The sequence below is a fragment of the Haloferax litoreum genome (assembly GCF_009674605.1).
Classification (GTDB): Archaea; Halobacteriota; Halobacteria; order Halobacteriales; family Haloferacaceae; genus Haloferax; species Haloferax litoreum.
This window is the reverse complement of sequence record NZ_WKJO01000003.1, coordinates 80,928-107,034: the sequence shown is the minus strand read 5'-3', so window position 1 is coordinate 107,034 and position 26,107 is coordinate 80,928. Positions and strand designations below refer to the sequence as shown.

General features: G+C 60.3%; 20 protein-coding genes. 12 read left to right on the top strand and 8 right to left on the bottom strand.

The features are described from left to right. Window positions 1–158: 158 nt before the first annotated feature. Window positions 159–1,274: a hypothetical protein gene (locus tag GJR96_RS17300; RefSeq protein WP_191965921.1), complete on the bottom strand. Its 1,116-nt coding sequence runs from the start codon at window positions 1,272–1,274 to the stop codon at window positions 159–161. A gap of 242 nt (window positions 1,275–1,516) precedes the next feature. Here GJR96_RS17300 and GJR96_RS17295 point away from each other — a divergent pair, with 242 nt between their 5' ends. Then, window positions 1,517–2,443, top strand: coding sequence for a polysaccharide deacetylase family protein (locus GJR96_RS17295; protein ID WP_151164769.1), 927 nt, complete (start codon window positions 1,517–1,519; stop codon window positions 2,441–2,443). 44 nt (window positions 2,444–2,487) lie between these two features. Here the strand turns inward: GJR96_RS17295 and GJR96_RS17290 are convergent, their stop codons facing one another. Next, window positions 2,488–3,504, bottom strand: a complete 1,017-nt coding sequence (locus GJR96_RS17290) for a glycosyltransferase (RefSeq protein WP_151164768.1) — start codon at window positions 3,502–3,504, stop codon at window positions 2,488–2,490. A 387-nt stretch (window positions 3,505–3,891) separates the two neighbouring features. On the opposite strand from GJR96_RS17290, the gene GJR96_RS17285 reads away from it, so the two are divergent. From GJR96_RS17285 to GJR96_RS17270, 4 genes are all read left to right on the top strand, one after another. Beyond that, a complete protein-coding gene (locus GJR96_RS17285) occupies window positions 3,892–5,517 on the top strand; it encodes an alkaline phosphatase family protein (protein ID WP_151164767.1) in 1,626 nt (541 codons plus the stop codon). A 6-nt stretch (window positions 5,518–5,523) separates the two neighbouring features. Next, window positions 5,524–6,642 (top strand): lipid II:glycine glycyltransferase FemX, encoded by a 1,119-nt coding sequence (locus GJR96_RS17280; protein ID WP_151164766.1) that lies wholly within the window; start codon window positions 5,524–5,526, stop codon window positions 6,640–6,642. Window positions 6,643–6,646: 4 nt separating this feature from the next. Beyond that, window positions 6,647–7,663: a lipid II:glycine glycyltransferase FemX gene (locus tag GJR96_RS17275; protein WP_151164765.1), complete on the top strand. Its 1,017-nt coding sequence runs from the start codon at window positions 6,647–6,649 to the stop codon at window positions 7,661–7,663. 771 nt (window positions 7,664–8,434) lie between these two features. Further along, a complete protein-coding gene (locus tag GJR96_RS17270; RefSeq protein WP_151164764.1) occupies window positions 8,435–10,075 on the top strand; it encodes a right-handed parallel beta-helix repeat-containing protein in 1,641 nt (546 codons plus the stop codon). Between the two features lie 79 nt (window positions 10,076–10,154). Here GJR96_RS17270 and GJR96_RS17265 read toward each other — a convergent pair whose 3' ends face one another. From GJR96_RS17265 to GJR96_RS17250, 4 genes are all read right to left on the bottom strand, one after another. Next, window positions 10,155–11,342 carry a DegT/DnrJ/EryC1/StrS family aminotransferase gene (locus GJR96_RS17265; RefSeq protein ID WP_151164763.1) on the bottom strand — a complete coding sequence of 396 codons (1,188 nt, stop codon included), beginning with the start codon at window positions 11,340–11,342 and terminating at the stop codon, window positions 10,155–10,157. 288 nt (window positions 11,343–11,630) lie between these two features. Then, window positions 11,631–13,145 (bottom strand): oligosaccharide flippase family protein, encoded by a 1,515-nt coding sequence (locus GJR96_RS17260; RefSeq protein WP_151164762.1) that lies wholly within the window; start codon window positions 13,143–13,145, stop codon window positions 11,631–11,633. Window positions 13,146–13,361: 216 nt separating this feature from the next. After that, window positions 13,362–14,306 (bottom strand): NAD-dependent epimerase/dehydratase family protein, encoded by a 945-nt coding sequence (locus tag GJR96_RS17255; protein WP_151164761.1) that lies wholly within the window; start codon window positions 14,304–14,306, stop codon window positions 13,362–13,364. A gap of 268 nt (window positions 14,307–14,574) precedes the next feature. Beyond that, a complete protein-coding gene (locus GJR96_RS17250) occupies window positions 14,575–14,814 on the bottom strand; it encodes a DUF7120 family protein (protein WP_058572429.1) in 240 nt (79 codons plus the stop codon). 274 nt (window positions 14,815–15,088) lie between these two features. On the opposite strand from GJR96_RS17250, the gene GJR96_RS17245 reads away from it, so the two are divergent. The 5 genes from GJR96_RS17245 to GJR96_RS17225 all read left to right on the top strand — a co-directional run bounded on the left by GJR96_RS17245 (window position 15,089) and on the right by GJR96_RS17225 (window position 21,496). Then, window positions 15,089–15,706 (top strand): hypothetical protein, encoded by a 618-nt coding sequence (locus GJR96_RS17245; protein ID WP_151164901.1) that lies wholly within the window; start codon window positions 15,089–15,091, stop codon window positions 15,704–15,706. A gap of 126 nt (window positions 15,707–15,832) precedes the next feature. Further along, window positions 15,833–16,507 (top strand): hypothetical protein, encoded by a 675-nt coding sequence (locus GJR96_RS17240; protein ID WP_151164760.1) that lies wholly within the window; start codon window positions 15,833–15,835, stop codon window positions 16,505–16,507. 74 nt (window positions 16,508–16,581) lie between these two features. Then, a complete protein-coding gene (locus tag GJR96_RS17235; protein WP_225317788.1) occupies window positions 16,582–17,670 on the top strand; it encodes a two-component system sensor histidine kinase NtrB in 1,089 nt (362 codons plus the stop codon). A 161-nt stretch (window positions 17,671–17,831) separates the two neighbouring features. Continuing rightward, entirely contained in the window at window positions 17,832–19,850 is a 2,019-nt protein-coding gene (locus GJR96_RS17230; protein WP_151164758.1) for a hydantoinase/oxoprolinase family protein, read from the top strand. After that, complete coding sequence (locus GJR96_RS17225) at window positions 19,847–21,496, top strand: hydantoinase B/oxoprolinase family protein (RefSeq protein WP_151164757.1); 1,650 nt, start codon at window positions 19,847–19,849, stop codon at window positions 21,494–21,496. The genes GJR96_RS17230 and GJR96_RS17225 overlap by 4 nt, the downstream gene beginning before the upstream one ends. A 61-nt stretch (window positions 21,497–21,557) precedes the next feature. Here GJR96_RS17225 and GJR96_RS17220 read toward each other — a convergent pair whose 3' ends face one another. Further along, on the bottom strand, window positions 21,558–22,802 hold the full coding sequence (locus tag GJR96_RS17220; RefSeq protein ID WP_151164756.1) for a tyrosine-type recombinase/integrase: 1,245 nt from the start codon (window positions 22,800–22,802) through the stop codon (window positions 21,558–21,560). 179 nt (window positions 22,803–22,981) lie between these two features. On the opposite strand from GJR96_RS17220, the gene GJR96_RS17215 reads away from it, so the two are divergent. After that, window positions 22,982–24,448, top strand: a complete 1,467-nt coding sequence (locus GJR96_RS17215) for an APC family permease (protein WP_151164755.1) — start codon at window positions 22,982–22,984, stop codon at window positions 24,446–24,448. Next, the gene (locus tag GJR96_RS17210; protein WP_151164754.1) at window positions 24,441–25,193 is read left to right on the top strand and encodes a universal stress protein; all 753 of its coding nucleotides are present in this window, start codon (window positions 24,441–24,443) and stop codon (window positions 25,191–25,193) included. The genes GJR96_RS17215 and GJR96_RS17210 overlap by 8 nt, the downstream gene beginning before the upstream one ends. Before the next feature lie 258 nt (window positions 25,194–25,451). Here GJR96_RS17210 and rdfA read toward each other — a convergent pair whose 3' ends face one another. Further along, on the bottom strand, window positions 25,452–26,045 hold the full coding sequence (gene rdfA / locus GJR96_RS17205; protein WP_151164753.1) for a rod-determining factor RdfA: 594 nt from the start codon (window positions 26,043–26,045) through the stop codon (window positions 25,452–25,454). Window positions 26,046–26,107 lie beyond the last annotated feature (62 nt).

Sequence of the window (26,107 nt, the reverse complement as noted above, 5' to 3'; positions counted from 1 at the left end):
GCCAGTGACCCCTGTAGTGAGTGAATCTTCCACGTCTCGTGACTGTGGGGAGCGTTGGTAGAGTGACGGTGCTCTGGGACTATTGTTAATCTCAGGCTATTTCTGAGAATGTGCGTCTAACGAGAACCACAGGCGTCCGCTTCTGGCAACTCTCCTCGTCAGAGTCTCGTGATAATTTCGTCGTAGATTCGCGAGACGAGAGGACGCCGTTTCGACTGGTGAATCGCGGCCTGTTCTTCGACCAGTTCGAGCATCGACGCCGTCACGTCTCCCTGCTCGGACAGGAGAGTGTCTCGCTTCTCCTCCCAATCGCTCGCATTCGACTCGGTCAGTAGTTCTTCGACTTTCTCGAAGACGCTGTCCTCGTCGGCGAACGAGAACATGAGTCCGTAGTCTTCGAGCGTGAGGAAGTTGCTGATGTCACCCTTTCCGACCATCGAGTTCACTCGTATCGCGGGTGTTCCGAGGAGGGCCGCTTCCGTGGGCATCGTCTCGGAGTCGCCGACGTAGAGGGTGGCGTAGTACAACAGGTCGTGAATCATGTGTGGCGGAACCGTTAGCTTGTACTGCTCGAACTCCGGGGGAAGTGGGGCTTCGCTGGTGATGTACACGTCACCGTGCTCGGCGAGATACGAGACAAGTTCGCGTTTCCCCTCGACTGACAGGCCGGTGTTTCCGACGTCGTGGAACGCTTGCCACCCGGCGAACCGGAGGACGAAGTACGGGTTCTCTGGGTCGACACCGTACTCACGGAGCGATTCAGGGTCGGGGGTGAACCAATTCGGGTGCAGGTACGACAACTCCTGGAACCCGACGGAAACTTGCTTCTCTTCGGGAACGGGAATCGAGAAGTCCGGGGGCACACAGATTTTGTCGACGAACGGGCACGTGACTGCGTGATACACCCGTTCTAAGGTCTCGGGCTTGAGCTTCGTATCTTGATAGATGAGATTTCGGCACCCGAGGAGCGTCGATACGTGGACGACCGACGGGTTGAGACGACTCACGATGACGTCGGGGTCGAATCGACGGGCGTACTGGAGCATTCGAACTTCCCGAATGCCCCACTCCCCGACGAGCGAAGCGGGACCAAACCGATTCCACTCGGACGACAGCGGTGTGTGGTCGATACCGTACTCGTCGAGTAACGTCGTCGTCATCTCTTTTTCTCGTGACGTGACGTGGACGGTGTGGCCTCGTTCTTTCAGTTCTCGAATCGCGTTCTTGAACAGGTGTACCTGTGCTGGGTGGTTGATGTCGAATAGAACTCTCATGTCCTTCCTGTGGGTGGAGCGTGTGCGTAACCGTCACAGACTGTACTTCCACGCGTCATCTACTATCTAGGGTGTCTCTACCCAGTTTTTGTTATGAATCGTGTACCGGCTCGGATTCGGGGATTTTGACTCCAGCGACCGGAACGACACCGCTCGTCACGCTGGAGAATTTCTCACGCAGTGACGCGTCTCGGGCGGTATCGGCCGTATAACAAACCGCTCACTCGCCGACGTGTTCACCGATGGGCTCTGTGGTTATCTCGCTCGACGCGGAACTCGGATGGGGATATCTCGACTTCGAGGACCCACCCGACCGTGTCGAGTACGCGCGGTCCGGGTGGACGGCACTCGTCGACCTCTTCGACGAGTTCGACGTGCCCGCCACCTGGGCAATCGTTGGACACCTCTTCTTGGACGACTGCGACGGACGCCACAGTGCACACCCCGCCCCTGATGGATGGTTCGAGAAAGAGACCGGAATCTGGCGGTCTCGTCCAGACCTTCGCTTCGGGCGTGACCTCGTCGACGCCGTTCGGACGTCGAACGCCAACCACGAGATTGGATGCCACTCGTACTCGCATCCACAGTTCGGCCGCATCGACCACGCGTTTGCCGACGCGGAGATTCGCGCGTGTGTCGATATCGCGAGCGACTACGGTCTCGAACTCGACTCGTTCGTCTACCCCCGCAACGACGTCGGTCACCGAGACGTCCTCGCGAAGTACGGGTTCTCGTGTTACCGTGGTCCATCACCCGTGTTTCGCGATACGCCGCTCCCGAAGGGCGTGCACACACTCGTCGATGGCGTCTATGCTCCCGGCCAGTCGTTGCTCGTCACTCCCTCTATCGACGAATACGGGTTAGTCGATATCCCGGCGTCACTGTACCTCTTCAGTTTCGAGGGCGTAGCACTCGAAATTGCGAACCGACTCGTCGGCGACCCGGTGGTACGGCAGGCCAAACGCGGCATCGACCAGGCCGCGAGAGAGGGCGGTGTCTTCCACATGTGGCTCCACCCGAACAACCTCCACACTGACTACAGCGTAGAACGCATCCGACGCATCTTGGCGTACCTAGCCGACGTCAGAGCCGAGACGGACCTCGTCGTCGAGACGATGGGCGAGGTTGCTCGCAGGACGCTCGCCCAGTCTCCTGTTCGTCCTACTTGACTCGTTTCGGACGTGACCGTGGCGACTGATGCTGCCTCAGGCCGTCACTGAAAGACGCTGATTCGCTTGACGACGTCGACCCGTGAGAGTGGGTACTCGTCACGTGGCCGTGGTGGAATTCGCATCCCGTAGATGAACCCAATCCAGAGCAGTGCGTATCCGAACGTCAACCGAAACGCTTCGCTGCTCCCGCGTTCCCTGGTCAAGAACGCGAAGAAGAGTCCCGTCGCGAGTAGCCACCCACCCGTCGCGAGTGGTGAGAGCGCAACACTCACGCCCCCCGCTGCGAACCAACTTCCAATCAGCACTTTGTATCTCAGTCGCAGGAGGTGCATTGCCAACAACCGAGGGCGTGACGCCGACTTTCGGAGCGTCTGACCGACGCCTTCGACGTATCCGCTCCGCCATCGGCGTCTAATCTCCCGCGTTCCCTTCGCAACCGGGTGCGACGCAGCGACGCTCGGGAGTCGGTAGAGTTCCCCGCTGTCGAGGACGAGTCGGAAGCCGAGGTCGATGTCTTCGAGCGACTTTTGGAACGGGTCGAACCCACCGACAGCGGTCACCGCGGACGTGTCGTAGAGTGCGACGCCTCGTATCGCGTTGACGCGTTGTGGTGTGGACGTGTCTCCACGAACGTTGAGGTGGCCGTCGACGCCGACGACGCCGTCGTTCGTGTGGAGGAAGTCGTAGGCGTCTGATAGCCACTCGGGTTCGAGGTACATGTCGCCGTCGACGTACAGAATCGTGTCTCCGTTTGCCCACTGTGTCCCGACGTAGCGACCTGCCGACGGCGTCCTGTCGACTTCGTCTGGCAACGTGAGGATGGTTATGGGGAACGATTTAGCGATATCGACCGTACGGTCGGTCGAATTCGAGTCGACGAGGATTACCTCGAAGGTGCCCACGTCGCGACACGATTCGAACACTGATTCGAGGCACCGCTCGATTCGTGCCTCTTCGTTGAACGTGACGACGACGACAGAGAGGTCCGGTTTCTCGGACGGACCGCTATCGCCTCGGTCGTCTGAATCGTTTGTTTGGAGGGTGACTATTGGGGCCATGGGTTGTGTACGTGGTGCGGTCGAAAGAGGGGAAGAAGACCGAGTGGCGTCATTGGTTCTGGTAGTACATTCCCCCGGTTCCACTATTGTTACTCTGCGCCAACCGGTCGCGTTTCCGGCGTTACTCACGTCGAATTCTGGGAGAAATGGGTCCTGAAATGGCTTTCCTGTGGAGTGTTGTATCGGTAATTCGTCACGACACACCGTCGCACCCGTTCGACAGAGAGAATCGGGAAGCAGCAGGGGACCACACTCTCCGGTCTCCGAACGACTTCTCTCCAGTCTGGTCGCAACACCGACACGTGTTCAGAGAACCAACAGCCGTCGGGTCGTTTTGGCTCATAGGTTCACTATAACAAAGCACGTTTCAGTGCTGTATGTATCCATATGGATGACCGGACGCAGTCGTCGCTCACGACCCTTCTTATCGGTCTCGACGCGGCCTGCATCGAGGTACTAGACCCACTGTTCGAGGACGATTCACTCCCGAACTTGCAGCGACTCTTCGAAGAGGGGGTGTACGGACCGCTCGAATCGCAGGTCCCCCCGTGGACTGCCAGCGCGTGGCCGTCACTGTATACCGGTGTAAACCCCGGAAAACACGGCGTATTCGGATTTCTCTCTTTCGACGGCTACGATGCAGACGTGGTAAACGCGACCGACGTTCGCCAGCGGACCCTGTGGGAACTCCTCGACTATCACGGCCTCCGAAGTGTCGTGGTCAACGTCCCGGTGACTGCTCCCCCGAGGCCGTTCGACGGAGCACTCATCCCTGGGTACGTCGGCCCCGAAGACCCACCCTGTCATCCTGCTGGACTCCTCGACGACGTTCGGGCAGAAATCGGCGAGTACAGAGTCTACCCCAACGACCCGGAGGGCCGGGGAGACGACGCGTATCTCGAACTCATTCGGATGCGCGGGGACGCCTTCAGATACCTCGCCGACCGGTTCGACCCGGACTTCGGTTTCGTCGAGTTCCAACAGACGGACACCGTCTTCCACGAACGACCCGGTGACCTCGAACTCGTCCACGCCGTGTACGAAGCGGTGGACGAGCAAATCGGCTTGATTCTCGAGGCGACGTCGCCCGAGAACGTCTTCGTCGTGAGCGACCACGGAATGGGACAGTACGACAAATACGAATTCCGCGTCAACGAGTTCCTCCGAGACGAGGGATACGTGTCTGTCCGACACGGTGGGTCGGGGATGCCTTCGTGGGTCTCGATACAAAAACGCGGCCTCGAGAAGGGGCAGTTCGAAGCAGACGACGACGCGTCGCTGGACGTGATGAACTCGGCGATGACTGTCGCCGCACGGTTTGGTCTGACGACCCAGCGAATCACGAGTGTCCTTCAGAAACTCGGACTCGCCGAGTACGTCGCTCGCGTCGTCCCTACGGACGTCAAGCGAGCGGGGACCACACAGGTGGACTTCCCATCTTCGCGCGCGTACATGCGAGACCTGATCGAACTCGGGATTCGAATCAACCTCGAAGGGAGGGAACCCGACGGAAGGGTTCCACAGGACGCGTACGAAGACGTTCGCCGCGAGTTAATTTCCGCCCTGAAGGCCGTCGAGACGCCGGACGGTGAACTCCTCTTCGAGGATGTCGCCCCCCGGGAGGAGTATTTCCACGGCCCTGAAGCGCACAACGCGGTCGATATCGTCCTCGTCCCGTCGAACTACGACCACTACCTGAGTGCCCAACTGTACGGCGAGCAGTTCGGCGACCCGACAGAGTCGTGGAATCACAAGCGCTGGGGAGTGGTTGCGGCGTCTGGTCCGGCTATCGACTCGCACGCACCACTTGGTGATGCGCACCTGTTCGACGTCACACCGACGATTCTCGCGACGTACGGCCTCCCACCCGACGAAGAGATGGACGGCAACCCGCTCCCCATCGTCGACGCGCAGACACCGATTAGGTATCCTCCGTTCGAACCGGTCGAACGGGTGGAGACGAACGACACCGAGGTGGAAGACCGCCTCGCGAACCTTGGCTATCTGGAGTAATCCCCAATGAGTACCCTCGACGTACACGTATACAGCAGCATCGACGCAGTATCCGAAGGACAATGGAACAACGTTGTCACGCAGTCAGACCAAGGCAGTGTGTTTCACCGCCACGAGTGGTTACGGGCCGTCGAAGACACACTCCCGTACACACCACGTCACGTCGTCGTGACGAAGAGTGGAAACCCAATCGCGGTGTTCCCCAACTTCGTGACCGACATCGACCTTCCGACGGGGGCGGCGTTGGTCGAAAACCTCGGATTCGTTCCGAACTTTTTGAGCGAAGCAGCCTCCACGTCACGATTGTTCGAGGAACAACCGCTCAAGCGGTTGATATCGGCGACCCCGGGATACGGTGGCCCCGTCGTCACCACGGACGAAACCGAGTCGCTCGACTTGATGTTCGATACACTCGCGCGGGTGAACGGCCGCAACATCCTCTTCCACACGATAAAGGCCAAAGACCCGAGTTACATGCGATACGGAAAGTACCTCGCGAAGCACGGGTACGAACCGAAACTGACCGACTGCCGGTTCGAGTTGCACCTCACCGACGAGTGGGAGGACATCGAACGGCGGATGGACAAAGAGCGACGAAAGTCGCTTCGGAAGGCACACGAGAACGACGTCTCCGTCCACGAGGCAGAACTGACGGCGGCGGAAATCACTGCCACACACGAGGCGTACATCGAGAACATGGAGCGTGTTCGCGGTCACACCTACCCACTTTCGTTCTTCGAAACCGTCGCGTCGGCCCTCCCCGAGCGAATGAAGATATTCGTCGCGGAGGCCAACGGCGACGAAATCGGCCGGTACGTGCACTTCCTCGACGACGAACAGGAGACGATGATATACTACTTCTCGGCTATCGGTGACGTGTCAAACTTCGATTACTACCCGGCGGAACTCCTCCACGAACACGCCATCAAGTGGGGCAAAGAGAACGGCTATCGGTACTACGACTTCGGAAGTACCGGTTCGACCTACACTGACGGTATCTTCAAGGCGAAAGAGAAGTACGGCGGTCGGCCGGTCCCGACGCTCCAGTGGGACAAGGGACAGTCTCCGGGCCTCTGGCACCTGTACAAATTCGCACGAACAGCGTACCGAAAGACGGCCTACTGAGTCAATGAGCATCGAAATCATCGAAGCAGAGTGGGACGAACTCGATGCGTGGGACGACTACGTCGAACGGTCGCCGATGGCGAACGTGTTCCATCAATCCGACGCACTCCGTATCCAAGAACGACACTCGAACTCGACGTTACACCCACTCGTCGGGAAGAAAGGACAGGAAGTCGTCGGAATCTTCCCCGTGTTCCAGAAGGAAAAGGGCCCGTTCTCGGGTGTGTTCTCTCCCCCACCGCCGTTGTGGGTCCCTCGACTTGGCCCGGCACTGCTGAACGTCGACGACCTGCGTCAGCGAAAACTCGAGAGCACTGCGAATGGCTTCATCGAGGGTTGTAACTCCTGGATTCGCGAGAACCTCCAGCGAAACTACATGCAGGTCCGAACGGAGGCAGCGCTCACCGACGTTCGGCCGTTCAAGTGGGACGGCGGGGACGTGACGCCGGAGTACACGTACGTCCTCGACATCACGCCGGACGAAGACGACCTGCTCATGCGGTTCACGAGCGATGCGCGAAAGAACATTCGCAACGTGGACACCGACGAACACGACTTCACTGTCGAGGAAGGTGGTGTCGAAGAGGTAAAGCGAATCCTCCGGCAGGTGACCGAGCGATACGAAGAACAAGGAGAGGGATTCAACATGCCCACCGAGTTCGCCGTCGACCTGTACGAGTCGCTTCCCGAGGGACAGATTCGACCATACGTCTTCCGCTACGAGGGGACGTACGTCTCGGGGATGCTCACGTACGAGTACAAAGACCGGGTGTTCCGGTGGCACGGAGGCGTTCGTCCGGATATCGACGTTGGACTCTCGGTGAACGAACTCTTGGACTGGCACATCATTCGAGACGCCAAGTCACGGGGTGTCACGCACTACGACCTCGTCGGTGCCGGGAACGCCCGACTCAATCTGTACAAGACGAAGTACAACCCCGACCTGGAACTCTTCTTCAGCGTGCGCTCGGGGTCACGAGGCATGAAGACTGTCGTGGACCTCTACCGGAACGTTCTGTAGGCAGTCGACTCCAACCGGCGGGGGACCCCACTCGGTCGTATTAGTCTCTCGCCCTGAACCGAAACGAGGCGTCCGTCGACCGAGACTATCGGAGTGTCGGTACCAGCATCGGTGCCGAGGCGACCGGAAGAACGTCTACCACGTCGCGGACGACTGTGTCCCGATGCACAATCTTCTGTAGTCGCACGCGTGCGTACGTACATCCGGGGTCGAACCATACAGGACGCTGAGAATCGTCGACTGCCTTCGAGGGTGTTCTGATGCCCGGTTGAGTCACCTCTTCGTGTCTGTATTCTAAGGCTTGGACCGTCCTCGACACACGTCCTGTAGAGGTGGCCACACCGTGGCGCTGAGCGCGCGCGAGTTCCGACGACTATATCAATTTAAAAGAATATTTTTGGTGTTTCTCCGAATAATCGCCCTCTTAATGTGCTCAGAATCCGGTTCGGACCTCTGTACGTTCTGCGCCGAATTCGGTGTCGAACCTCGGTCGCTACCAATTCGTGGTGTGCTGAATGTTAACACCCATTAATCTGACCATGTGTCGAATACCTGTATTCGATGTAACACCAAAAATCCAGAATGAATTAGGGCGTTTTAGAGCTTCTACCACCAATAATGCCTGCTTAACGGGGTTATTCAACACACATAAAACCGCGAAAACAATAATTGAATAATATCCAATTTGTTCAGGTTATTGTGACTGTTCCTAAATCCTATCGTTGGGATAAGGGGAAAGTTTATACCTTAATGCTCATCTTAACCGGACATATGGTACCCGAAAGCAACGGCGTGCAGAAGGAAGACGACGAGTCCCTCCTCGGAAGACGAACCTACCTGAAGCTTGGCGGCGCAACCCTGGCGGCACTCGCCCTCGGTACGGGCAGTGCGAGCGCAGAGAGCCACCCGTACACGCTCATCGTAGACGGGACGGACACCTCCGAGTCGACCGAGTACGTGTTCGAGGTTTCAGAGACGATTCAGAAGATATCCTCCAGCAGCACTGATTCGTCCTCTGACACCGTCTCCGACGGCCGCGTCGAAGGCTCGGTCACCGACGGTGTCGACGCCTACGAGTTCTCCGGCAACATCACGAGTTTCAGTTTCGACGGTCCTGCAGTCGTGAAGTGTGGGGAGAGCATCGAGCAGACCGCCCAGCACACCATCGAGATTATCTCGACCGAAGACCCCTCCGAACTCACCTACGAGTTCACGACGACGGACGAGATTACGAAGATATTCAACGACACGCGGAACTCGGCGGAGACGAAGAACGACCAGATTTCGCAGAACTCCGACGGTACTTGGACCGCACAGGGCTACACCGGCAACGGCTACGGTGACTCGTTCAAGTTCAAGGGCGAACTCTCCGAGTTCAGCCCCACCACCGGCCCGTTCAAACTTCTCGTCGACGGCCAAGAGGTCGACCCGTCCGAATTCGGTTCCGAGACGTCCGAACCGACCGACGACTCGACCCCGACCGGTCCTGCAATCGGTGGTGGCGACGGCTACCCCAACACCGTCGCACCGTCCGAGGCCGACTTCCTCGTCTCCTCTACGCGCGAGTTAGTCTCTGCGTTCGACGACGCGTCGAGCGGCGACGTGGTCTACGTCGAAGGTGGCGCAGAAATCGACGTCGGTCGGCGTGAACTGACCGTCCCACGCGGTATCACGCTCGCGTCCGACCGTGGTATCAACGGTGCCGAGGGTGGCCTCATCAAGACCGACCACAGTCCGTGGGCGATGCTCGAAGTCCAGGACGACGTCCGCATCACCGGCTTGCAGGTCGGTGGCCCACGCTGGGACTGGGTCGAAGCAGACGACACCGAACTCGGCATCGACGCTCGCGGTTCCAACATCGAAATCGACAACGTCAACGGGTTCGGCTGGGGGTACGCTGCGATTCGTTCGAACGACGACACGCACATCCACCACTGTCACCTCCACCACAACCCCCGCGAGGGTCACGGGTACGGTGTCGCAACGGAAGGATCTGACAACCCCATCATCGAGTACAACCTCTTCGACCACAACCGCCACAGCGTCCAGGGTAACGGCGGTGGCTACACCATCCGTTACAACCACGTGAAGGCAGACGCCATCTCGCACGTGTTCGACCAGCACCGGCCGGGTGGTACGACGATGAAGATTTACAACAACACGGTCGAGGCCGTCTACGACGAACTCGAAGACGAGAAAGTTCCTGCCGTCGCCATCCGCGGCGTGCCGGACGACATCGCGGACATCCACGACAACTGGTTCTACAACCCTGTCGAACCTCGGGACAACCCGAGTGGATGGACGAACGAGGCCATCATCCAGGTCCACACGGACGAATGGCGCAACGTCTCGTTCAACAACAATCACTACGGGTCGTCTGAACCGTCCTCGGACATCGGTTGCCCGAGATAACGCACGTCAGACGCGTCTGAACCCGCCTTCCACCTCGATACCCACCATCGGCTGACGGTTCGGGAGACTCTGTCCGCACTCAGGCGTGCTTCGACAGTTCTTCCGAACTCGTCGTCGACCGAGTCGGCTTTTCGTCGAGCACTTCTTCGATACATTCCCCGAAGAGCGGGAGCGACTCCCACGGAAGTTGCTGGTGTGTCGGAAGAACGATAATCGATTCTCGGAGGTGCGTCGCTCTCGGGAACTGTTCGATGTACGAACCATCGCCCTTGAGTCCCCAGATATACCGCTCTGCGGGGAGTCCAGCACTTCGAATCGCGTTGTAGACCTGGTTCCGTACCACCGGCCCCTCTCCCACGCGGATTGCGACCCCGTACGGACACGCCGTGTCGTGTGCCGCAGGTGTCAACACCTCGATTCCCTCGATGTCGAGGAGACTCAAGCGGAGCGTGTTGTATCTCCCGCTTCGCTCTGACCGAACACGTAGTGGGTAGGCGTGGTGGAGTCCGATTCGCGAGAGTCTTCCCGGTGCGAGGGGGGGCCACGAGGTATTTGGCATCGGTAGGACTTCGGAGAGGTCTTCTTCGAATGGTCGCGGAGTCGCTCGCCCGTTCAAGCGACGAAGGTGTCTCCGAACGTTGAGGTGGTTGACCGACCACATCCCGGCCAGTCTGAGAAGTTCCTTCGTTTCGGACGCTGCCGACACAGGCGGTTCGAGTCTATGTGTTCGAGTGACGACGATGCCACCGAACGGTGCGGGGAGTGTCTTGTGCGCACTGAAGACTGCGGCATCTCCGGTGGTCCCGAGAAGTTTCCCGTCTTCGTCTCTACTGAACAACCCTCGTGCGCAGTCTTCGATGACGATGGCACCACTCGAACTGGCAGTCTGTGCAAGCGAGTCGAAAGATGGGTCGGCGAACCCAAGGTAGTGGACGAAGAGGACGACGTCGGGTGCTACCTGATGGATGAGCGCTTCGATTTCCTGCTCTGGGTACGTGAGGTGCTCTGAAATCGGATAATAGACGATTTCGTAGCCGTGTTCCCGGAACGGCCAGACGGCGCTCTCCGGGAGATACGCCGGGAGCATTACTGTCCCCCCGTCTGTACCGAGAGCGTCCAGGATTGCGTAGAGTCCTGTCCGTGCGTGCGCGTACACCTGTTTGTGTCCTCGTGGGACCCAATCGGGGTCGTCCACCCACGACGGGTGCGGTGGGTCGGGTTTTCCAATCCACCTGAGTTTGAAGTTGGGGTCGAGCGGAATGAACATCGTGTCCGTGTTGTGAATTCTGCCGCAGGTCGCTCCTTCAGGGAGTGGTTTCCGCCCTCCGAACGAGTGACCTGTGACCGCTCAAGATTCTCTCAGCCACTGTGTCTCTGCGGTCACGGCACAACCAGTCTAAGGTTACACCGTGACTGATATTGTTATACAGCGAAATCCGGGGAGAAACAGTCGGTATATTGATGTTTTGGAGAGGTCGGAGGCCGGCCACGACGCGTGGCCTCCCATCTCCGTCATGGAAAAGGAAACTGACACGAACGAGATGGTGGCTAGCCATCAGTCTATCCACGCCTCGATGGTCTTCGACCACTTCCGGAAGGGGGATGGGAGCGCTGCGAGAATCCCGAGCAACTCGTCGACGCTCAGTGCCCCGGTTCCGAGTGCGGCGACGAAGTAGAAGGCCCCACCGAGGAGTGGAACGACGACGAGCGCGACGAGGTCACTCGAAATCGCCGTGTCCATGAGGTAGATGACCGGTGCCGAGACGAGGACAGTCGCCCCGATACGAACCGCACGAAAGTCGCCGAGTGGGTCGTAGCCGATGTATCTGGCACTCACTACGTGCAGGCCGAACATCGACCCGTACCCGATACTCGTCGCCACCGCCGCACCGATGATACCGTACTCTGGTATGAGGATGAAATTCAACACGAGGTTCAACAGTGCGGCCCCACCAGTAGCGAAAATCAGCGGTTTGAGGTTCCCGTTCCCCTGACTGATAGCGTAGATGGGGCGTGCGATTGCGAACCCGAGTGCTCCGGGGAGGAGGTAGATGAGGGGTGCGACCACCGGCAGGAAGTCGGCACCGAAGTAGTACGGGACGAAACGGTCTGCGAGGACGGCGATACCGATGGCCATCACGATAGTCAGCAGTGCGGTGTACCTCGTAATCCGGGCAGACATACGGGAGACTCGCTCGTGTTCCCCACTGGACCAGAGACTGGACGTCGAGTGGAGCAGCAGGGACTGGAGGACGATTGGCACGAACCACATGTACTCTGCGAGCGCGAGTGCGGCTTTGTAGTACCCTGTCTCGTCGTTGCCGAGGAACATGCGAATCATGATGACGTCGATGTGGTACAACGACATGACCAAGAGGACGAGGGCGATGTTGAGGACGTTGAACGTGAGCAACTGACGCTCGGAGAGTTTCGACGCGACACTCCCGAAGACGGTTCTCAACGGAACGTATCGGTTGATGACGAAGAGTCCAAGTATCGCGGCGACAGTATCGCCGAGGATATTTCCGAACAAGAATCCTGCCACGCCACCGTCGTAGAACACGGCGAGTCCGATGCCGACGCTAATCCACAGGAGTTTGTTCAACACACGAATCGGCTCCGAGAACTGTTCGAGTCCGAGTCCTAACAGCGTCCGATTACAGAATTCGCGGAACTGTGCCGCGATGACGAAGACAGCCAGCAGGTAGAAGTACAAGACGAAGTCCGGTCCGAAGAGACGCTCTACGGCGCCGGACCCTGTCACGGCGACGAGTCCGAGGAAGCCGATTGCCGCGAGGACGACTGCGAGTTTGAAGTAGAACCAGATGACGCTCGCTTTCCAATTCGGTTCGTCTCGCTCTTCGGCGACGAACTTCTGGACGCCACCGGTCACTCCCGAACTGATGAAAATCATCAGCACAGAGAACACCGACAACAGGAAGGCGAAGTCACCGTACCCGCCCGGTCCCAGAACGCGGACGATGAGTGGGAGTGTCGCGATAGAGACGACTGACGTTATCACTTTGGCGCTAAATATCGACAGAAACCCTTTCATCAGGTTTCGACTCATCGTGTGGTCACCGTCCACGCCCTCTCGGCGTTCGATTCGCTCAGTCGGTGGGGCGCGTGACTAAGACGGCGAGCGGTGCACGTGGGAGTCTGAATCGACGTCCCGACGACACTCTTCCACTGCCGTCTATGTGTCATTTCCGTTCGTAAATAGGTGGACCAGCGTGGGTATTGTTATGCTTCGTATAGCCGACGATTCGATGACTTTCAGCCGAAGTCACTCGTACCCTGTCGGGCGTTTTTTGCGTTCGCTTACGATTCGTCCGAGGCCGTTCCGAAGCGACACCGTGGGTTCGAACCCCAAGTCTCGTCGTGCGCGAGTGATATCGGCTTCGCTCTCCGCGATGTCTCCCGGTCGAGCAGGTTCGAACTGTACCGGCGTGGGGCGGTCGGTGAGTTCCACGATGGTCGATGCTAGGTCGCGAATCGAGACGCTGTCGCCAGTCCCGATGTTGTACGCCGTCCCAACGTTGTCTGTCGTCGCTGCTAGAAGGTTCGCCTGCACTACGTCGTCGACGTGGACGAAGTCACGGGTTTGGGTTCCGTCGCCGAAGATGACGAGTGGGTCACCTTCGAGCGACCGTCGCACGAAGGCGTCGATGACACCACTGTACTGACTCGCTTCTCCTCGTCGGCCGTACACGTTGAAATACCGAAGTGCGACCGTCTCGAGACCGTACAGGTCGTGGTACATCGTCGCGTACCGGTCCAAGGCGACTTTCTGTAAGCCGTACGGTGAGGTCGGTCTGAGTGGGTCGTCTTCTGAGACGGGGATGCGAGTCGGTTGACCGTACACTGCCGCACTCGACGCGACGACCACGCGTGCGTCTTCGTCTCGCGCCCGGTCGAGGATGGTGAGTCCCCCAGTGCAGTTCACGTCGTGTGTCTCGAGTGGACGTTCGACCGAAGCGCCGACGTCTACGACTGCCGCTTCGTGGAAGATGACGTCCACACCGTCCGTCGCGGTCCGGACCGCGCGGTCGTTGAGGATGTTTCCTTCGATAAGTGTCACGTCAGACGGGAGGTTGTCCCGATGGCCACTGGAGAAGTCGTCGAGGACGCGGACCTCGTTGGTCCGATGGAGGGCGTCGACGAGGTGGCTCCCGATGAAACCCGCGCCACCCGTGACGAGAACCGTCTGGTCCGAAATCGGGGCGTTCATCGTCGGGTGTTGGTGTGCCTCCCAGAAAGTTGTACACCGACAAACACTGCCCGCGACACGCCGGATACGGGGTCGAACTGGCGATTGTCCCTGCGCGTTTGGTCACGCGACGAACGTACAGGTAAATGTGAGATTAACCGCGGACTCGCCCGAGAGCGGCGCTAAAATCGCGTGTCGGCTGTATCGGCGAAAAGAATCTCTGGTGGGTGAGAACTCGAGTGGTCGTCCGAACCACTCGTCAGGTGCCGGCGGTCGAACGGTCTTCCGCCTAGAGTACGTCGTCGTCGAGTCCACCGGGGTCACCGGCGGTGTCGAACAGGTTGTTCTGGGCGCTCTGGACGAAGTCCGACTGGACACCGCCCTCGTCGTCGACGGGGGCACCGTAGGCGTCCATCCCCATCGAGAGGAGTTCTTCGACGGCCTGTTCTTCGCTGATGAACTCTTCGTCCACGAGTTGTTCGAATTCGACGAGCAGTTCGTCCGGGAGGTTGACCTCAACGACGGGCATACATCGGGGTTCGTACTCTACGTACTTGAGCAAATGGGTGTGATGTGCCCGTGTGTCTGTGAGACACTCGCGGAAGACACGGTGTCGGCCAGAGGCGTGTCGTTCGACACCTCGGGGTGTGTTCTTCGGGCGGGGTGCAGTGTTCTGGTGTCTTCGGTGCAACTGGCTCGTCCCGATAACCGCGTGTATTATGGACTGGCGACCGGACTGTCAGCGTGCGCGATTGTCTCGACGCTTCGAGTCGGGCACTGCGCCATCATCAGAGGACCACGACGTGACCCGTGAGACAGACCAGAACGCAGACGCCGAAGGTCGGTTCCAAGCAGGTGAACTCGGATGGCTCCCCGAGCGAGTCGACCTGCCGAACGACGAGTGGGTCATCTACCCACCGGGGGAACCCCGCCCTGCGAACTTCGCGCTTCGTTTCGAGAAGTCGGTCCCGTCGGTTCTCGTCGGCACCGAGTCCGGCGACCCACCGAGCGTCCACGTCCTCCCGCATCCGGGCGGACTCTCTCTTTCTGCCCGCTTCGGCGGTATCGTCGACGAGTCGGTTCGCGAAGTCCAGACGCCCGATACCGACGACGAGAGAGCGGAAGTCGCCTCGTGGGTCCAGCAGTGGATTCGTCGTATCCACGACAGGGCAGAACGCGCACGCGTCGAGTCTGCCTGCGTCCCCGTCCCGAATACGGGAAGACAGGTCGCAGGCGCACTCTACCAACACTTCGCCAGCGCAGACGCTGTCGCGGCAGTCGTCGTCGAGCGAGACACTGCGGCGCTCCGAGACGTTCCCGGTGTGGCCGAACAGACGGCGACAGACCTCGTGGTCCACTACGGAACCGACGCCGAGTGGGAATACTACCGCCAGCGACACCACCGCGACGCGACACCGTGAGCAGTACACGTCAGTTCTCCCGTACCACGTGGGTCACTGGTTCCCTCTCGTCCTGTTTCTCTGTGTGACTCAAACGACCATTTGTCTCTCACGCAGGGTTATTCCCTCACGCGACGACGTACTGGTATGTCCCCGACACGTCGACTGTTCGTTCGCTCTGCTGCTGTCTTGTCTCTCGGCTTCGTTGCCGGATGTCTCGGTGGTGGCGGGTCGAACGGAACTCCGACTAACAGTGACGACGACACGACTGACCTCCCGGATACCACCGATACTGGAACTGACCCCAGCGGCGGGACCCGCCCGAGTGGAACGGGCGGGCCGGGAATCACACTCACCGACGTCGATTCTACCCCGGACATCCCCATCGAACCGACAGTCGAAGTGCACAGAGACGTTGCAACCGACGACCACCCACCACAACTCCGTGTCACACTGACGAACACGAGCGACGAACGTGTCGAAGTCGGCGAAGGCCGTGCTATCTTCTTCCAGTACGTCGCCGACGACTCACGCGACCTGATTCTCCTACCGGCAGGACAGGAGTACCCCGCCGACCCGGGATGCTGGCGACTCGACGAACCAATCGCCGTCACCGAAGAGTACCGAATCGAGACGTTTGAACCGGGTGAGTCGCGGTCTGCACTGGTCGACCTCTACGGGGCGGCGAGAGACGACGGCGAAGACAGTTGTTTGCCAGTCGGCGAGTACCACTTCGAGACGACGTTCGCTGTCGGTGACCTGACCGGTGGCGACGAGGGACGGACCACAGCGACGTGGGGGTTCTCGCTGTCGCTAGAGTAGGTTCTGCACCCGCGCTCACGGGTCCAGAGCAATCCTAGTGATTTATACTGACGTATCAAAACTTTGTAACAGTTGTGACCGATAGGGGCGGAGAGACCGCTGAGAAAACCGATAATGGGCGACACCAGTTACAGTTCCGAAGTTTCAAACAGGCGGTCGAACACGCTGGTCACTCGATAGTCATCACCGACGAGAACGGAGTCATCGAGTACGTGAACCCCGCGTTCGAGGAGATTACGGGCTACGCGAAGGAGGAAGTCGTCGGAAAGACGCCTCGAATCTTGAAGTCGGGCGAACACGACGACGACTTCTACCGACGCCTCTGGGAGACGGTCCTCGCCGGCGACGTGTGGCACGCCGAACTCGTGAACGAGCGAAAAGAGGGCGAACGGTTCACCGTCGACCAGACGATTGCACCGATACTCGACGACGGGGGCACCGTCGAACGACTCGTCGCCGTCAACCGTGACATCACCGAGCGAACGAAACTCGAACAGCAGTTGAAACAACAGCGCGATAGACTCGACGTACTCAATCAGGTCGTTCGCCACGACGTCCGAAACGACCTCCAGTTGGTCGTCGCGTACGCCGAGATGCTCGAAGACCACGTCGACGACACCGGTCGTGCGTACCTGGACAACGTCGAGACGAGTGCAGCGAACGCCGTGGAACTCACCCGGACTGCGCGCGAACTCGCCGACGTGATGCTCAAACCGGAGTCAGACAAGACGGCCGTCTCGCTCGACGAGGCTATCGAGAATCAAGTCGAGGACGCCGACGCTGCCCACGCGGCGGCCGAAGTTGGCGTCTCTGGGTCGCTTCCGGATGTCTCAGTCGAAGCGGACGACATGTTACCGTCAGTGTTCAGAAACCTCCTCCAGAACGCCATCCAACACAACGACAAAGACGTTCCCCGGGTCGCGGTCACCGCGGCGACGAACGAGAACTCCGTCTCCGTTCGGGTCCGTGACAACGGGCCGGGGATTCAAGACGCCCGCAAAGACGAGATATTCGGGAAAGGCGAAAAGGGGATGGAAAGCCCCGGAACGGGATTGGGTCTGTACCTCGTCGGCATGCTCGTCGACCAGTACGGCGGGTCAGTCGAGGTTCACGACGCGGAACCGGACGGGAGCGTGTTCGAGGTCACGCTCCCTCTCGCGTGAGGCGCACTGACCGATTTTTGCCTCCCGTGTGAACTGGTGACGAATGCATAAGTCACTCTCCGAGTGAATGGTGTGTATGGTCGCCAGTCACTCACGGAACTCCCCACTCATCCCTGCTCTCTGTTCGTCCGCCGACTCCACCCTCGCTGGCCACCGCTGAGATGCCCGGTGAGGTACGTCTCGGCGTCGACGTGGGCGGGACGTTCACCGACGTCGTCCTGCTCACGGCCGACGACGAACTCGTCACGGCGAAGGTACCGAGTACCGACGACCAGAGCGTCGGCGTCGTCGACGGTATCGAGACGGCCTGTGCCGCCGCTGGAATCCCCCCGAGTGACGTCGATTCGTTCACACACGCGATGACCGTCTCGGTCAACGCACTGCTCGAACGAGATGGCGCGAAGACGGCCCTCGTCACCACCGAGGGATTCCGTGACGTCCTCGAAATCGGCCGACAAGCACGGCCCTCGCTGTACGACATCACCGTCGACAAACCCGAACCACTCGTTCCGCGTCGCCGACGGTTCGAGATTACCGAGCGAGCGACTATCCACGGTATCGACCGTCCCGTCGACGAAGCAGCAGTCCACGAACTCGCCGAGGCTATCCGTGCAAGTGGCGCGGAGAGCGTCGCAATCTGTCTACTCCACGCGTATCGACACCCCGAAAACGAACGCGTCGTCGCCGACGTTCTCCGTGATTCGCTCGACGTTCCTGTCTCGGCATCGCACGAGGTTCTCGCAGAGTTTCGCGAGTACGAACGGACCTCCACGACTGTGGTCGACGCCTACGTCACTCCCGTAATCGACGCGTACTTGGGTCGACTCGAATCGCGTGCCTCGGCACTCGGTCTCCCGTCACCGCACATCATGCAGGCAAACGGGGGTCTCGCACCGGTGGCGACCGTCCGAACGCACGCTGTGACGACGACCATGTCCGGCCCCGCCGCGGGTGTCGTCGGGGCCGCGGAGACGGCAGTCGACGACGAGAGCGACGGATTCGACGGTCTCGTGACGTTCGACATGGGCGGTACCTCGACGGACGTGAGTCTCGTCCGCGGCGGTGCGGTCGAACAGACGACCGACGCCACAGTCGACGGGTTGCCCATCAAGACGCCGATGGTCGACGTCGAGACGGTCGGGTCGGGCGGCGGGTCCATCGCCTGGGTCGATTCCGGCGGTGCACTCCGCGTCGGTCCTCGGTCCGCCGGTGCCACCCCCGGTCCCGTGTGCTACGGCCGTGGCGGAACTGCACCGACAGTGACCGACGCGAACGTCGTCCTCGGATACATCGGCGAGACGTCGGCGCTCGGCGGTGAACTCTCGGTAGACGTCTCCGCTGCGGAAGAGGCACTCGCGTCACTCGCCGCCGAGGCTGGACTCGACGACGCCCTCACTGCGGCCCGTGGCGTCTTTCGCGTCGCCAATGCGTCGATGGCGCGTGCGATTCGCTCGGTGACGGTCGAACGGGGTATCGACCCACGTGGGTACGGCCTCGTCGCCTTCGGTGGTGCCGGCCCGATGCACGCCGTGGCCCTCGCCGACAGTCTCGGTATCGAACTGGTCGTCGTTCCGTACGCCTGCGGGGTTCTCTCGGCGTACGGGTTGCTCGCGGCGGACGAGAGACACGATTCGGTCCGGACGGTCCGGACCCCACTCGATTCGGTCGAATCGGACGAAATCGAGGAGGTGTACCAGCGACTCGCAAACGACGTTCTCCGGGACGTCGAGTCTCGCCAGGCCGCGACGATTCGACGCGCCGCAGACCTCAGGTACACCGGCCAGAGCTTCGAGTTGACCGTCCCCGTCGACGGCGGATTCGACGCCACGCGTGTGGCGCGTCGGTTCCACGAGGCGCACGAGCGAACCTACGGATACCGGATGGCTGACCCGGTCGAACTCGTCAACGTGCGAGCGTCGGGAGTCGTCGAACGGGACTCTCCAGCAGTCTCGTTCGAAGGTGGTACCGGGGCACAACGAGAGACTCGAACGGCATTCTTCGAGGGCCAACCCGTCGAGACACCCGTGTACGACCGCGAGCGACTTCCACAGGGTGCCGACGTTGAGGGGCCAGCGATTCTGGAACAAGACGAGAGTACGGTGGTCGTCCCGCCAGCGTGGGGTGGGACCGTCCGGTTGGATGGAACCCTCGTCGTGACGAAGCGGGGTGGCGCGGAATGACGGCTATCGACGCCATCACGCTCGAAATCATGCGAAATCAGTTCGAGAGCGTCGCCGACGAGATGGGACAGGTACTCGTCACTTCGTCGTACTCTCCGAACATCAAAGAGCGCCGAGACTGCTCGACGGCGCTTTTCGACGCCGAGGGACGTCTCGTCGCACAGGCCGAACACATCCCGGTCCACCTCGGCGCGATGCCCGAGGCGGTGGCGACGGTCCTCGAATACGACCCCGAACCCGGCGACGTGTTCGTCCTCAACGACCCCTTCGAAGGCGGAACACATCTGCCGGACGTCACGATGGTCTCGCCACTCGTCGTCGATGGCGACGTACTCGGGTACGCCGTCTCCCGGGCCCATCACGCCGACGTGGGCGGGATGACGCCCGGGAGTATGCCCGCTGGCGCACGTGAAATCTACCAAGAGGGCCTGCGCATCCCGCCTGTTCGCCTCGTCTCGGGAGGTGACGTGAACGACGACGTGATGGCTCTGTTCTTGGCGAACGTCCGCAATCCGGGTGAGCGCCGCGCCGACGTCCGCGCTCAGATTGCCGCGAACGAACGTGCGGCAGACCGACTCGCAGAACTCGTCGACGAACACGGCCGAGCGCAGGTCGTCGACGCCTTCGACGCGGTGATTGCCTACTCACGGGACCGCGTCACAGCGGAACTTCGTGACCTGCCGGACGGGACGTACCACGCGACGGACGTGCTCGAAGGCGACGGCGTCAGCGACGACGATATCCCAATCGAGGTAACCGTCACAATCGCCGGTGGGTCGATTCGCGTCGATTTCGAGGGCACGGCACCGCAAGTTGCTGGTAACGTCAACGCGCCCCTCGCCGTCGCTAAGAGCGCGGTGTACTTCGTCGTCCGCTGTGTCACGGACCCGGAAATCCCACCGAACCAAGGCTGTTACGACCCCATCGACGTGGTCGTCCCCGACGGGTCACTGCTCGACCCGAACCCGCCTGCGGCAGTCGTCGGTGGAAACGTCGAGACGAGTCAGCGAGTGACCGACGTGGTCTTCTCAGCGCTCGCGGAGGCGGCACCAGAACGCGTTCCTGCGCAAGGACAGGGAACGATGAACAATCTCACCATCGGCAGTCGCACCGGCGACGACGGGTTCACGTATTACGAGACTATCGGCGGCGGATTCGGTGGGCGTGCGGGTGGTGACGGAATGGACGGTGTTCAGGTCGGGATGACGAACACGCTCAACACACCCATCGAGTCGCTCGAAGCCGAGTACCCGATGGTGGTCGAACGGTACAGTCTCCGCGAGAACAGCGGTGGCCGTGGGGAGTTCCGCGGCGGACTGGGTATCGTTCGGTCGCTCACCGTCCAGACGGATGCGACTGTCTCGCTCTTGACCGAACGCCGTCGCGTCGCCCCGAAAGGCATCGCGGGCGGCGAGGACGGGTTGGTTGGGAAGAACGTCATCGAGACGCCCGACTCGGATGACAGCGAACAGGGTGATTCAGACGTGGCCGGGGGTGGCGGTATCGTCCCTGCGAAAGTCACCCGTGACGTCCCCGCCGGGACGACTGTCACCGTCTACACGCCCGGCGGCGGCGGGTACGGCGACCCGTCCGACCGCACTCCAGAAGCTATCGAACGGGACGTCGCCGACGAGAAGATGGACTGAATGCCGACTCCCTGAGGAGACGCTGTCGCCGACGGTCTGGTCTGATTGGATATACCGAAATTCAGTTTATCATGGCCTGTTCGGCGGCGTCGTCGGTATCGGACTCGAACACCGCAGCCAACTTCTCGCGCATCGCCTGTCGGCGGAACGAGCGTCGACGCTCCTCGGAGAGGTAGTTCGACATGACGACTTCGGTACTCTTCGACCCCTGGTCTGCGGCGACGCCCTCTAACTGCGAGAGCATGTCGTCGACCGCCTCTTGATACGCAGTGTACCAGAACCGACGACAGAGTTTCGCAGTCGGCGTCTCGCCATCGACCGTCACGTTCGCATCGTCGGCGAGTCGTTTGAACCGCCGGTTGACCGTCTCGCGAGCGATGTGCCCCGTTTCCGACCGCGACGACGGGAAGAGGAAGCCGTTCCAGTCGTCGTCCGAGAGTGCGTCGATTCGGTCGGCCACGGCGTCGACACCGTAGAGGAGTGCGACGGTACCGGGGCCGTTCTTCCGCGCCTCGAACGTGATGTGAGGGTCGTCGCCCGTGAGACTGAGTTGTGAGGCGTCGAGTGACGCGAGTTCGTTCGGGCGAAGGCCCCACCCGGCGAGTCCGAGAACGAGCAACCGGTCTTCGAGGTCCGTCGCGGCGGCGTACACCGCCCGGACCTGTGTGGCGGTCATCGTTCTGTTGTCCGGTTGACCCTGTTCCCAGCGAAACTGCTTCGCGGCGTTCTCGACGGGATTGTAGCGTGCCCGCCGGAAGTCGACGAGGTACTCGTAGAACGCCCGGACCGTCTGGAGGTACTTGAGTTTCGTCCCGTCAGTCGAGAGGTCGGCGTCGAACTCGTCTAAGACGTCGAGACACCGCGCAATCTCGTCGGGTTCGGTGTCTCTATCGTCGAGTTCAGCGAGGAGGTCGGCACTGCCGTGCAGGTCACGGTAGACGCGGGCGAACCGCGCGAGGTGCGTGCGTCGAGTCGGAAGCGTCGATTCCGCCAGCCCACGACGGGATTCGAGCATGTCGAGGTACGATTCGAACGCCTCGATGGTCGCGTCGTCTTCGATGTGCCACTCGTACCCGTCGTCTGTCTCGTCGTCGCCGAGGCCGACCACGTCGACGAAGAACTGTCGCGGCGTGAGGTCGTGTTTTTCGCGCAACGCGTAAGCGATTCCCGACCATCCGTGGTCGGTCAACCACTCGTAGGTGGGGACGTCTCGCGTCGGGTTCATCCCGTCTCTGTCCATCGCGGGGGCGATGGTATCCCAGTAGAACGATTCGAGGTCGTCCAGAGACTTCCGAGACCAGTTCACGCGTTCTCACCTCTGTCGACGTGGCCGTCGTGTCGCGTTCCGGGAACCATCACTCTGTCTTCACGGCGCGGCGGAAGGGAATTAACACTTTCTCTCGGTCCGACCGTCGACGCCTTCCCACAATATGACGGGACAAGGATATATTGGGCGGACCCGCCAACGTGGAGACAGGTGATGATATGACGGAACAAGAAGGAGATGGTCCTCCTGGTCGAGAGGCTCCGAGTGACGAGTCACTCGTCTCGTCAGACCCTGCTGTCGACGTCGGTGAGACGGCCGACGAAGTGACAGTCCTCGAAAGTGGGACAGAACTCGAACGTACTATCGACCTTCGTGGTGGCCTCGCAATCGGTGTGGGGACGATGGTCGGAGCAGGAATCTTCGTCTTCCCCGGTCTCGCAGCCGGGAACGCAGGCCCTGCCGCGGCACTCTCGTTCGCAATTGGGGCAGTTATCGCCCTCCTCGTGGCGCTTCCGACGTCCGAGTTGGCGACGGCGATGCCGAAGAGCGGTGGTGCGTACTACTTCATCTCGCGCGGGATGGGCGCCCCGTTCGGTGCCGTCGTGGGAATCGGCCTGTGGCTTGGTCTCGTCTTCGCGTCGGCGTTCTACCTCGTCGGCTTTGCGCAGTATGCGGTTGCCGTCCTCGAAGAGGTTGGCGCGTCGGCCATCATCGTCGAGTCGGTACCGTTCCTCGCCGTCCTGGGTGTTGGGTTTGGGATTATCTTGACCGCCCTCAGTATGTTCGGGACAGAGAACACGACGAAACTCCAGAACGCTATCGTCAGTCTGCTCCTCGGTATCCTCTTCGTCTTCCTCCTGTACGGGTCACTCGACGCGCTCGGCCTCTTTGGTCGCGAGACAGTCCCAGAACAGTTCGCCCCCTACGGCGTGTTCAGTATCTTCACGACTGCTGCACTGGTCTTCACCTCCTACCTCGGATTTGCGCAAGTTGCGACTGTCGCCGGCGAGATTACGAAACCGGGGCGGAACCTCCCACTCGCCATGATTGGTTCTGTGGTCATCGTCGGGACGCTCTACGTAGTGACGATACTCGTCTCGACGGGTGCGTTCGGCAGCGAGCGACTCGCAACGTTCGGTGAGACGGCCATCGTCGAAGTCGCCCGGTCGTACCTCGGTCTGCCCGGGGCGATTGCTATCCTCTTTGCAGGGCTTCTCGCAACAGTTTCGAGTGCGAACGCGTCGATTTTGAGTTCTTCACGTGCGCTGTACGCACTGAGTCGTGACGCACTCGTCCCTCCGCGCCTCGGCCGTGTCAACCTGCGATACGGCACGCCGCACATCGCGCTCACCCTCGTCGGCGGACCCACTGTCGTCCTCGTCGCAGTGGGGCGAACCGAAGTGCTGGCAGAGGTCGCTTCGTTCCTCCACCTCGTCTCTTATGGCCTCATGTGTGTCGCCCTCATCGTCATTCGCCGGTCGGATCCAGAGTGGTACGACCCGACGTTTGAGGTTCCCGGCTACCCCGCGGTTCCGCTCGTCGGGGCGGTTGCAAGTTTTAGTCTCATCGCATTCATGCAACCGCTCTCACAGGCCATCGGTGTCGTCGTCAGCGTCGCTGCACTGGTGTGGTATTTAGCCTATGCACGCGATGTCTCACTCAAGGGGGTGCAAGCAGATGCGTAACACGGCCCAAATTCGAGTTCTCGTCCCCGTCGCCATCCTGAAAGGACAGGTGATTCCCGACCAGGTAGTTCGCCTGTTGTCTCGGTCCGCTGTCGTCCTCCTTGGCTACCACGAGATACCCGAGCAGACGGCACCCGAACAGGCGCGTGAACAGTTCGAAGCGAAAGCGCGGGAGGAACTCCAAGAACTCGTCGACGCCTTCGAATCGCGTGGGACGACGGTCGAAACGCGCCTCGTCTTCACACACGACGAGAGCCAAACTATCGAACGAATCGCCACCGAAGCAGGCTGTGACGCTGTGTTACTCTCGAACCCTGCTCCGACTATCGACCGAATCATCGTCCCGATAAAAGAGAAGATAAACCTCGAGTCGATTGCCCAAGTCGTCGCGGGTGTGAGTCGCGAACAGGAAGTCGAAATCACGCTCTTCCACGCCGTCGACGACGAGTCGGACGTCCCAGACGGTGAGTTACTCCTCAGTGAGGTGTCGGACGAACTCACCGTCCTCGGTATCCGTAGCGACCAACTCTCACGGGTCGTCGCCGTCGCAGAAAACCCGCTCCAAGCGCTCATCGAGGCGTCACACGACCACGACGTGGTCGTCATGGGTGAAGAAGAACCCACCATCCGTGGTCGTCTGTTCGGTGAGACGTCGGACCGTGTGGCCGAGCAGACGGTCGGTCCGGTTCTGGTCGTTCGGCGACCACTGGACCCCGCCGAAGACGGAGACGAGACAGACGAATAGGGCGTCCTCGCCCAACTGTCGAGAAAGTAGTATATTGAACGAATTGCAATACAACCGGATTTATTTATCGAATATTTCGATATGCGAATAGTGAAATAGTGTTCACAATTTGTACAATTTTTAAAAATTGCAGCTGATGATGGTTCGATGTCTCTCGACTAGCCCTTGTCGAGAAGTATCTGTTCTGCGTTCTGTTCTCTAGCAACGAACTCGTACACACGACGTAGCCCGAATCAGTATTGCGTATATATCAATATATTACTGGCAGTCGCACCCACCGCGTTCGACCAGTTCGTCGAACCCGTACTGGCTTCCGCAGTCGGCACAGAACACTTGCACGTCGACGAGAACGTCGGGGGACCCGACCACGATGTCGTCTCGATTCACCGCCGATTCCAGCGCGCTCTCGGTGACTGCGACGAGTCGCCCACGAAGTCGCTGGACACGCTCTTTCGGGTCGCTCCGTTTGCGTTCTTTGGATGCCCCCCGGTACGAAGTCAAGTACGTGTGTATCGCCTGATGCGAGACGAAGTCGGTCTGAAGTTTGTCGACGTCGATACCGGCCCGTTCGAGTCGGCCACGGACACGAGTCCGCTCTGCACCCGTCGCCTCGTCGTCGACGAGTGCGTCGTAGAACGTCGCAACCTCACCGTCGAGCAGGTCGAGACCGGCGTCTGTCGCTTCGGCTTTCAACAACTCGTGGTTAAACACGTCGGCGAGGGTCCGGAGACTGTCTGCGTCTTCGTCGGCGGTCCACCGATTCTCCAACTCCTCACCGAGTCCGTTCAATCCGTGGGACTCGATGAGTCGCCCGACTTTCGAGTTCGTTGGGTTCGGTCGCTCGTCTGCCATGTATCCAACCGAATCGACCGACGAGCATAACCGTTTCCATTACACCGATACGGGTGTAATCA